Source organism: Phytobacter sp. V91 (genome assembly GCF_965644225.1).
In the GTDB taxonomy this organism is placed as follows: domain Bacteria; phylum Pseudomonadota; class Gammaproteobacteria; order Enterobacterales; family Enterobacteriaceae; genus CBFFRJ01.
This window is the reverse complement of record NZ_CBFFRJ010000171.1, coordinates 1-8,961: the sequence shown is the minus strand read 5'-3', so window position 1 is coordinate 8,961 and position 8,961 is coordinate 1. Positions and strand designations below refer to the sequence as shown.

At 52.8% G+C, this 8,961-nt stretch carries 8 protein-coding genes and 1 pseudogene; 6 read left to right on the top strand and 3 right to left on the bottom strand.

Going from position 1 to position 8,961, the window contains the following annotated elements; translation table 11 throughout:
• Positions 1 to 72: 72 nt before the first annotated feature.
• Positions 73 to 387 (bottom strand): annotated as a pseudogene (locus ACSZO4_RS23260) (SDR family NAD(P)-dependent oxidoreductase); the annotation flags it as partial.
• Positions 388 to 741: 354 nt separating this feature from the next.
• Between ACSZO4_RS23260 and fdnG the strand changes: the two are divergent.
• The 5 genes from fdnG (at position 742) to ACSZO4_RS23235 (ending at position 6,210) form a co-directional block, all read left to right on the top strand.
• On the top strand, positions 742 to 3,792 hold the full coding sequence (fdnG, locus tag ACSZO4_RS23255) for a formate dehydrogenase-N subunit alpha (RefSeq protein WP_437891429.1): 3,051 nt from the start codon (positions 742 to 744) through the stop codon (positions 3,790 to 3,792).
• 12 nt (positions 3,793 to 3,804) lie between these two features.
• Positions 3,805 to 4,692: a formate dehydrogenase subunit beta gene (gene fdxH, locus ACSZO4_RS23250; RefSeq protein WP_437891427.1), complete on the top strand. Its 888-nt coding sequence runs from the start codon at positions 3,805 to 3,807 to the stop codon at positions 4,690 to 4,692.
• Positions 4,685 to 5,332, top strand: coding sequence for a formate dehydrogenase-N subunit gamma (fdnI, locus tag ACSZO4_RS23245; RefSeq protein ID WP_437891425.1), 648 nt, complete (start codon positions 4,685 to 4,687; stop codon positions 5,330 to 5,332). The genes fdxH and fdnI overlap by 8 nt, the downstream gene beginning before the upstream one ends.
• 178 nt (positions 5,333 to 5,510) lie before the next feature.
• Entirely contained in the window at positions 5,511 to 5,900 is a 390-nt protein-coding gene (locus tag ACSZO4_RS23240; RefSeq protein WP_437891424.1) for a type II toxin-antitoxin system RelE/ParE family toxin, read from the top strand.
• Positions 5,893 to 6,210 (top strand): helix-turn-helix domain-containing protein, encoded by a 318-nt coding sequence (locus ACSZO4_RS23235; RefSeq protein WP_437891422.1) that lies wholly within the window; start codon positions 5,893 to 5,895, stop codon positions 6,208 to 6,210. The genes ACSZO4_RS23240 and ACSZO4_RS23235 overlap by 8 nt, the downstream gene beginning before the upstream one ends.
• Before the next feature lie 146 nt (positions 6,211 to 6,356).
• Here the strand turns inward: ACSZO4_RS23235 and ACSZO4_RS23230 are convergent, their stop codons facing one another.
• Together ACSZO4_RS23230 and ACSZO4_RS23225 are read right to left on the bottom strand one after the other, a co-directional pair.
• Positions 6,357 to 7,229 (bottom strand): helix-turn-helix transcriptional regulator, encoded by an 873-nt coding sequence (locus ACSZO4_RS23230; protein WP_437891421.1) that lies wholly within the window; start codon positions 7,227 to 7,229, stop codon positions 6,357 to 6,359.
• Positions 7,230 to 7,247: 18 nt separating this feature from the next.
• A complete protein-coding gene (locus tag ACSZO4_RS23225; RefSeq protein WP_437891420.1) occupies positions 7,248 to 7,880 on the bottom strand; it encodes a YbhB/YbcL family Raf kinase inhibitor-like protein in 633 nt (210 codons plus the stop codon).
• Positions 7,881 to 8,233: 353 nt separating this feature from the next.
• Between ACSZO4_RS23225 and ACSZO4_RS23220 the strand changes: the two genes are divergently transcribed.
• A complete protein-coding gene (locus tag ACSZO4_RS23220; RefSeq protein WP_437891419.1) occupies positions 8,234 to 8,611 on the top strand; it encodes a hypothetical protein in 378 nt (125 codons plus the stop codon).
• The last annotated feature ends 350 nt before the right edge of the window (positions 8,612 to 8,961 follow it).

Sequence of the window (8,961 nt, the reverse complement as noted above, 5' to 3'; positions counted from 1 at the left end):
TTGGGCGGCTCATGGTTTGTCGGCGCCTTTGAGGCGCTCACCCTAAAGCCTCCGGCTCTGCCGGAGGATACTTACTTCTGTATCAGGCCAATCGTCTAACGTCCCCGACAACCACTGAGCCGCGTTGAGGATTAAAATGTCTATGGGCTTCTCTGAAGCTAACAGCGGTGAAGAAAACTGCGAGAGGGACTCAGGCTGGCTTAAATCACAGATATAGCCTTTGGCAATGCCGCCTTCGGCAGTGATGATGCTGCTGGTCTGTTGAATATCATCTGCCTGCCGCGCGCAAAAATTCACCTCGACTCCCTCCCGCGCCAGCCACACGCACAGCGCCTGACCAAATCCTCTGCCTCCACCAGTAATTACAGCTCTTTTACCTCTCAGCATCTCATGCACCCTTTTCTTAATAGGTATGTGTTTATGGAGATATAGCATGAGGAAGCGGGGTGGCATCTTTCCGTTAGTGCCATTAATGCATGAGGAATATAAGTAAGCTGGACGGCAAACAATTGAATAATTTATCAGCGTTTTTTTGCTGATTTACCGCCAGTACACCTCTTTTTTGCCAAGGTCATTCAAAAATTTTGTCCTTTATGCGCGCATGGTTAGCAATATTTTCGGCATATGATTATAAAATGTTCTGCCCTTGTTAATAACCACACGTGGGTAATGGTCAATCCTGTTAAATAACCTTATAATCTGCCAACCTATTCGAGTCTTAAGTTCTAAGCTGGAGTTTAAATGGAATTCAGCCGGAGGCAGTTCTTTCGGATCTGCGCGGGCGGTATGGCAGGAACCACTGTTGCATCTCTCGGATTTTTAACATCTTTTTCTGCGTTAGCGGAAACCCGTCAATATAAACTCTTAAAAGCAAAAGAGACGCGTAACAACTGCACCTACTGTTCAGTCGGTTGCGGCATGCTGATGTACAGCCTGGGCGATAACGCCAAAAATGTTAAAGAAAGTATCTACCACGTGGAGGGTGACCCGGATCATCCGGTGAGCCGGGGGTCGCTGTGCCCGAAAGGGGCTGGCGTGCTGGATTATATTCACGCCGAAACGCGCTTGCAGTACCCGGAGTACCGCGCGCCGGGCAGTGATAAATGGCAGCGAATCAGCTGGGATGAGGCCATTAATCGTATTGCCCGCCTGATGAAAGATGACCGTGACGCCAACTTTATTGAAAAAAATCAACAAGGGCTCACGGTCAACCGCTGGACCACCACTGGCATGTTGTGTTCCTCGGCGGCCAGTAACGAAACCGGCGTGCTGGATGGCAAATTCACCCGCGCGCTGGGAATGGTGGCGATCGACTGCCAGGCTCGCTTATGCCACGGCCCAACCGTTGCCGCGCTGGCGCCGACCTTCGGGCGCGGAGCGATGACCAATAACTGGGTGGACATTAAAAACGCCAACGTAGTACTGATCATGGGCGGTAATGCTGCGGAAGCCCATCCGGTCGGTTTCAAATGGGTGATTGAAGCGCAAACTAACAACGATGCCACCGTGATGGTGGTCGACCCGCGCTTTAACCGCAGCGCCGCCATCGCCGATCTCTATGCCCCCATCCGCGCAGGCTCGGACACGGCATTTTTGCTGGGGGTCATTCGCTATCTGCTTGAGCATAACCAGGTGCAGCATGAATATGTTCGCCATTACACCAATGCCAGCTTCCTGATCCGCGAAGATTACGCCTTTGATGACGGTCTGTTCAGTGGCTATGACGGCAAGAAACGCCAGTACGACAAGTCCAGCTGGTCCTATCAGCTTGATGAGCAGGGACATGCCCTGCGTGACGAGACGCTAAGCCACCCGCGCTGCGTCTGGAACCTGTTAAAAACCCACGTCGAGCGTTATACCCCTGAGATGGTCAGCCGCCTGTGCGGTACCTCGGTAAAAGACTTTACCCGCATCTGCGAGATTATGGGCAGCACCAGCGTGCCTGATCGTACCGCCACAATTTTGTATGCGTTGGGCTGGACGCACCACTCCGCCGGGGCGCAAATCATCCGTACTGCCGCCATGTTGCAACTGCTACTGGGCAATATCGGCATGGCCGGGGGCGGCGTCAACGCCCTGCGCGGTCACTCCAATATTCAGGGCTATACCGATCTTGGGTTACTCTCCACCAACCTGCCGGGTTATATGCCGCTGCCGTCGGAAAAACAGCCGGATTACGCCACCTATATTTCCCAAATCACGCCGCCGGCGCTGGGCGTCAATGAAGTGAACTACTGGCAAAACACGCCGAAGTTCTTTATCAGCATGATGAAAAGCTTCTGGGGCGAGCATGCCACGGCGCAGAACAACTGGGGCTATGAGTGGCTGCCGAAATGGGATCGCCTCTACGATGTGATGACCCAGGCCGAACTGATGCTGGAAGGCAAAATCAACGGCTATATCGTGCAGGGCTTTAACCCGCTGGCCGCCTTCCCGGACAAGAACAAATCCGCGAAAGCGCTGGCAAAACTGAAATATATGGTGGTGATTGACCCGCTGGTCACGGAGTCGTCCAACTTCTGGCAGAACCACGGCGAGATGAACGACGTGGATCCGGCGCAGATCCAGACCGAAATCTTCCGTCTGCCATCCTCCTGCTTTGCCGAAGAAGACGGGTCGATTGCTAACTCCGGGCGCTGGTTGCAGTGGCACTGGGCAGCAGCCGAGCCGCCGGGAGAGGCATTGCACGACGGTAAAATTCTTGGCCGCCTGTTTATGCGCCTGCGCGAGCTGTACACCCAGGAAGGGGGAGCGAATCCGCAGCCGGTGCTGAATATGGCATGGAACTATAAAGATCCCCGCGATCCGCATCCGGAAGAGATTGCCCGTGAAGCTAACGGTCAGGCACTGCAGGACCTGTTTGATGACAAAGGGCAGTTGATTGCCAAAAAAGGTCAGCAGCTCAGCAGTTTTGCCCAGTTGCGTGACGATGGCTCAACCAGCAGCTTCTGCTGGGTCTATTGCGGAAGCTGGACGGAGCAGGGTAACCAGATGGCCAACCGCGATAACAGCGACCCTTATGGTCTGGGCTGTACGCCGGGCTGGGCCTGGTCGTGGCCAGCTAACCGTCGCATTCTCTATAACCGCGCCTCGGCTGATCCGTCAGGAAAACCCTGGGATGCGAAGCGCGCCCTGATGCACTGGGACGGTAAAAAATGGACCGGTATGGATGTGGCGGACTATAACGCCTCAGCCCCTGACACCAACGTCGGGCCATTTATCATGAACCCGGAAGGGGTCGCGCGTCTGTTCTCCATCGACAAAATGAACGACGGGCCTTTCCCTGAACATTACGAACCCATTGAGTCGCCCATTGGCACCAACCCGCTGCACCCGAACGTTGTTTCAAGCCCGGTGGCGCGCATCTTTAACGGCGATCTCGCCAATATGGGGCAGGCGGCGGACTTCCCGTTTGTGGCAACGACCTATTCGATTACTGAACTGTTCCGCCACTGGACCAAACATGCCCGTCTTAATGCCATCGCCCAGCCGGAGCAGTTTATTGAGATCGGCGAAAGTCTGGCGCAGGACAAAGGCATAGTGGCAGGCGATACGGTGAGAGTGATGTCGAAACGCGGTTTTATCAAGGCGAAGGCGGTGGTCACCAAACGTCTGCAAACCCTGACCATCGATGGCAAAGCGGTCAATACCGTGGGCATTCCCTGCCACTGGGGTTTTGAAGGCGCGACCCGCAAAGGTTTTCTCGCCAACACTCTGACCCCATCGGTTGGAGACGCTAACTCGCAAACGCCGGAATACAAAGCGTTTTTAGTCAACATCGAGAAGGCGTAAAGGAGGGAAACCATGTCTATGCAATCACAGGATATTATCAAACGCTCGGCCACCAACGGCTTTACGCCGCCGCCCCAGGCGCGGGATTTTCGCACCGAAGTGGCAAAACTTATCGATGTTTCCACCTGCATTGGCTGTAAAGGCTGTCAGGTGGCCTGCTCGGAATGGAACGATATCCGCGACGAAGTAGGGTACAGCAACGGGGTGTACGACAACCCAACCGATCTGAGCGCCAAATCCTGGACCGTGATGCGCTTTAGTGAAACCACCCAGCATGACAAGCTGGAGTGGTTGATCCGCAAAGATGGCTGTATGCACTGCGCCGATCCTGGCTGCCTGAAGGCGTGTCCGTCTGCCGGAGCTATTATCCAGTATGCCAATGGGATCGTCGATTTCCAGTCAGAACACTGCATCGGCTGTGGCTACTGCATTGCGGGCTGCCCGTTCAATATTCCGCGTCTCAATCCGGACGATAACCGGGTCTATAAATGCACGCTGTGCGTCGACAGAGTCAGCGTCGGCCAGGAGCCGGCCTGCGTGAAAACCTGCCCGACCGGCGCTATTCAGTTCGGCAGTAAAAAAGAGATGCTTGGTGTGGCGGAAACCCGCGTGGCCCAGTTGAAGAGACGCGGTTTTGAGCATGCTGGCGTCTATAACCCGCAGGGCGTAGGCGGCACCCACGTGATGTATGTGCTGCACCATGCTGACAGCCCGGAGCTGTACCACGGATTACCCGCCGATCCGCATATTTCGGCACCGGTTAATCTGTGGAAAGGGATCCTTAAACCACTGTCAGCGGCCGGTTTTATCGCCACCTTCGCCGGGTTGATTTATCACTATGTGGGGATCGGGCCAAACAAAGAGACGCATGAAGATGAAGAGGAGCACGACCATGAGTAAAAGCAAAATGATCCTGCGTACCTCGTTTATCGACCGCGCCTGCCACTGGACGGTGGTTATCAGCTTCTTCCTGGTGTCACTTTCAGGGATTGCGCTGTTTTTCCCGACCCTGCAATGGCTGACGGAAACCTTTGGTACGCCGCAGATGGGGCGTATTCTGCACCCGTTCTTTGGACTGCTGATTTTCGTGCTGCTGATGTTTATGTTTGTGCGTTTTGTTCATCACAATATTCCCGACAAACAGGATATTCCCTGGTTTAAAGGTATTGTTGAGGTGCTGAAGGGCAACGAACATAAGGTGGCGAGAGTCGGAAAATACAACGCCGGGCAGAAAATGATGTTCTGGAGCATTATGAGCCTTATTTTCGTGCTGCTGGCGACCGGGCTGATTATCTGGCGGCCATACTTTGCCCACTATTTCCCCATTAGCGTGGTGCGCTGGAGCCTGCTGGTTCATGCAACCGCCGCCATTGTGCTTATTCATGCCATTCTGATCCATATGTATATGGCATTCTGGGTGAAAGGATCGATCAAGGGTATGGTCGAGGGCAAGGTAAGTCGTCGCTGGGCGAAAAAACACCATCCGCGCTGGTACGAAGAAGTGGAAGCCACGGAAGCAGCAGAAGAGAAACTGAAGTAGCCGTAAGGCCTGGATAGTGCCATTCAGACGGCCATAACCTCAGGGTTGTGGCCGTTTTTTTTCCGTACCAGGGGCGGGGAACAGGTCGCAGTTTAAGCATTAATCAGTGCTCAACTTGTGTACACCCGTAACACTGGTTATAGTCTTGCTTACGGGTTTTGACTATGGAAAGGAAACCATGGGGATCTACTTAACGCCTGAATTTGAGGCTGAGCGGCAGGATGCGCGTATCAGTGACACTACTTTGTGCAAGGCCGCTAAAGCGATCTTCTCTGGCCTTTCTGGCGACCATCTCGGCAAATACACCTATAAAAAGCGGCTGGCTCTGCCAGCAGTGAGCCCAAGAGATGGGGCGCGTGCGATCGTATTTTTTAACGATGGCACTAATATTTATTTTTTTGATATGTATCTGAAAAGTAAGCTTTCCAAAAAGAAAGGAAAGGAACTTGAAGATGATGAAATTGATGCTTATTGCAAAATCGCAGAAGATTTTGTTGCACTGAGTCAGGTAGACATACAATACCTGCTGAAAAGTAAAGAACTGCTTGAGGTAACTTGTGATGACTGAACGTTTGAAACGCATTCAGGGAATGGCTCATCGTTACAACAAATTAGGTGTTGTTAAGGATGAGACCGTGGCTTCTATTGATACAGCGGTTAATGCTCGTAAAATCCCGGAAGTCAGGGAGATGACGGGTAAACAAATCAAGGAAGTACGGGCACGCTATAACATGTCACAGGCCGTTCTGGCGATGATAACCGGCATGTCAGTTGAAAGCGTGTCGAAGTGGGAACGAAACGAGAGCAAACCTAACAAAGCGGCTTTACGCATAATAAATATCATTGATGCTAAAAGCCCTGACATTTTTATGGTCTGATAATCTATATTATTACCCCACACGCGGCTTTCTATTCCGATTTTTCAATGCATGAAAATCAGCGTATTGGCGTTTCTAATCTGGTCAATATACTGCGGGGTAACCTTCAGGACGTGACCAGAATTGTCGATTGTCGGCAATAACCGTTACCGAAAGCGGGCGGGCGTTGTGCCAAAGCGCTGTTTAAAACGCTCGCTAAAACGCGCTACCGATTTATAGCCGCAGGCATCGGCGATTTGCACCATATTCCACGGCGTGGTCTGGATCAGCATCAGCCCGTGATGCATCCGCGTTTCCAGCAGGATCTGCTCAAAGCCCGCCTCTTCAGCTTTCAGTTTACGCCGCAGGGTGGATTCACTCATCGCCAGTGACTCCGCTGCCTGCCCGGCCGTCCAGTTTCTCTCCGGCGAATCATTCAGGATGCTCATCAGGCGGCGGGAGACAAGCGATGACTGACCCGGCGAAAACTGAAAGCCGTGCTCTTTGAGCACCATCAGAAGATCAAACACCCGCAATGTCACGCGTTCGTCACTCAGACTGGCATCGCCGAGGCTCACGATCAGGGCATCCAGCGCGCCGAGCAGCGTCGGACTGGTCGCAATAAGCGCGGTTCTCGCCTGATTGCGGTGAGTCGTGCCACAAAAGGTCTGGTTGAAGCGCTCAACAAGCTGCGGATTAAACGTCAGAAACAGCGAACGAAAAGGGGCCGTTTCACTCTGGGGGTATTTGCTGAAATCGGCTTCGGTATGCTGATCGACAAGCCCCAGATGTGACCAGGGAAGCAGGGCGCCTGTTGACTGACCCGCAGTGAAGTCGAGCCTGCCGCCCAGCACCAGCAGCAGCGTGGGTTCAAAAAAATGAAATTTTCGGGTGTGGGCCGCAATTTTCATTCGCGGCCAGACGAGGGTACAAATCTGCGCCCGACCGCGTGTGATACCCGACAAGGCCGCCGAAGCAATAACGTCGCCGTGGGTGTGTAATGTCTGCGAAGGTGAAACATCGGCGACGGTAAAGGTCATCTCTGGCTTCCGGTTGGTTCAGGCCGTTAAGGCGGGGTTCAGGCTGTACAGCGCGGTCAGGGAGGCAGAGCCGAGAACCTGGCTCTGTGCGAGCGCCTGTTTGATATTTTCCCCGTTTAATTCGCCCGAAACGTCAAGCGCAGGCGTGCCCAGCGCATAAAGGGTGAAGATATAATGATGCACGATCTCATCATTCCACGGCGGGCAAGGGCCATCATAGCCATACCAGGTGCCCGCCATCGCCGCATCGCCGCTGAACCAGGCGGTGTAAGAATTGATGCCGTGGCGTAAACCGCCGGCTGCCTGTGGCCCGGATTTACCACCCGCCGTCACTTCCGATGCGTGTGAGCCGGTGAGGATCTCCGTTTGTGATGCGGGAATATCGAGCAGCAACCAGTGATAAAAATCGGTACGGGGCAACGATGCCGGAACGGTTTTGCCTTCCTGATTGACGTCGTCCGCGCGCGTCGGGACATCCGGGTCGTGGCAGATTAACACCAGCGACTGCGTACCTTCCGGCAGGTTTTGCCAGCCAAGGTGCGGGTTTTTATTGTCGGCAAGGCTGAGATGCGTGGCCGCATCCTGGCGGGCAAAACAGAATTCGTCGGGCAGGAAGGCATGGTCGTTAAAATCATGGCTAAATAGCTTCATAGGTGATGCTCCCATCTGGCGTCAACGGCCTGAGTCAGTGAATAAATCAATGAGGGAATTATAAAGTACACAACGGCGGTCATATGTACTTATCCGGTCAAAATTATTCCTTTGTCGGTCAGATTGACGGTGTGAAGGTTGTTTATGATTAAAACCGCCCTGTAACTCCTGCTGAACAGGGTATGAGGTTCCTGCTTACTGCCCGTCAGCAATGCTCTTTGCAAGCCAACCACCGCGTTTTAATCAGGGATGATAAAGGAAATGAAAATCTATATAAGACGAAGGGATATCCCCGAATTTGCCGGCCTTCCCATCGGTGTTATCAATAAAAACTACCGGGAAGCAGCCGGGGGGTGTATCGCCACCCTCAGTACTGGCTGGGGCAACTGATAGCCCTGGCGCCGATGGTGCTCCTGACGTTTTTGTTTAACCAATTTTTGCCTGTCGATGACTATCTTCTGTTTGGTTTAATCCGCACGATATGCCCCCTTTTACCGCCGCTGTTTGTGGCTGAGCAGTTCAGGATTGTGGTGATGCGTAAGCATTATCAACATCTGCTGATGCATCTTCCTGAGGCTTGCGGTGCGCAGGACGAGGAAGTTCAACGCTTAATTCAGGATGCGGATAATAAAGAGCGCCATCAGTGGCGTTATCTGTACTGGTTTACCCGTCCTGCGTCGATTTTAGTGCTACTGCTGATGCTCTCTTTGCTGATGAAAGTCGTCGCCTGAAGGGAAAGAAGTGATGACTCAGCGTGCCGTCAGCGTGGCTGCTAAGCACGGATGATGGCACGCTCTGCAAGACGGGTGAAAATGAACTTTTATTTTGTACGAATGTACTGTTACTGGTTTGAGTTAATTATATAATTCGTATAACAAAAACCACAAAGTCCTTTGAGATTTTAGCGCTTTGCTTCAGGGATTAACGATACTCAGCGTATAATCTTTACTGAAATAACTGGCTGGAGCGAGCATATTCCCATACATCCCGCCTTTAATATTTATTTTAATTAAGTCCGGTAAACCCCCGGCTTTGCCGGGGGACTCCGAAAGGTTTGACCTTTAAGTCAGTCGCGCGAATC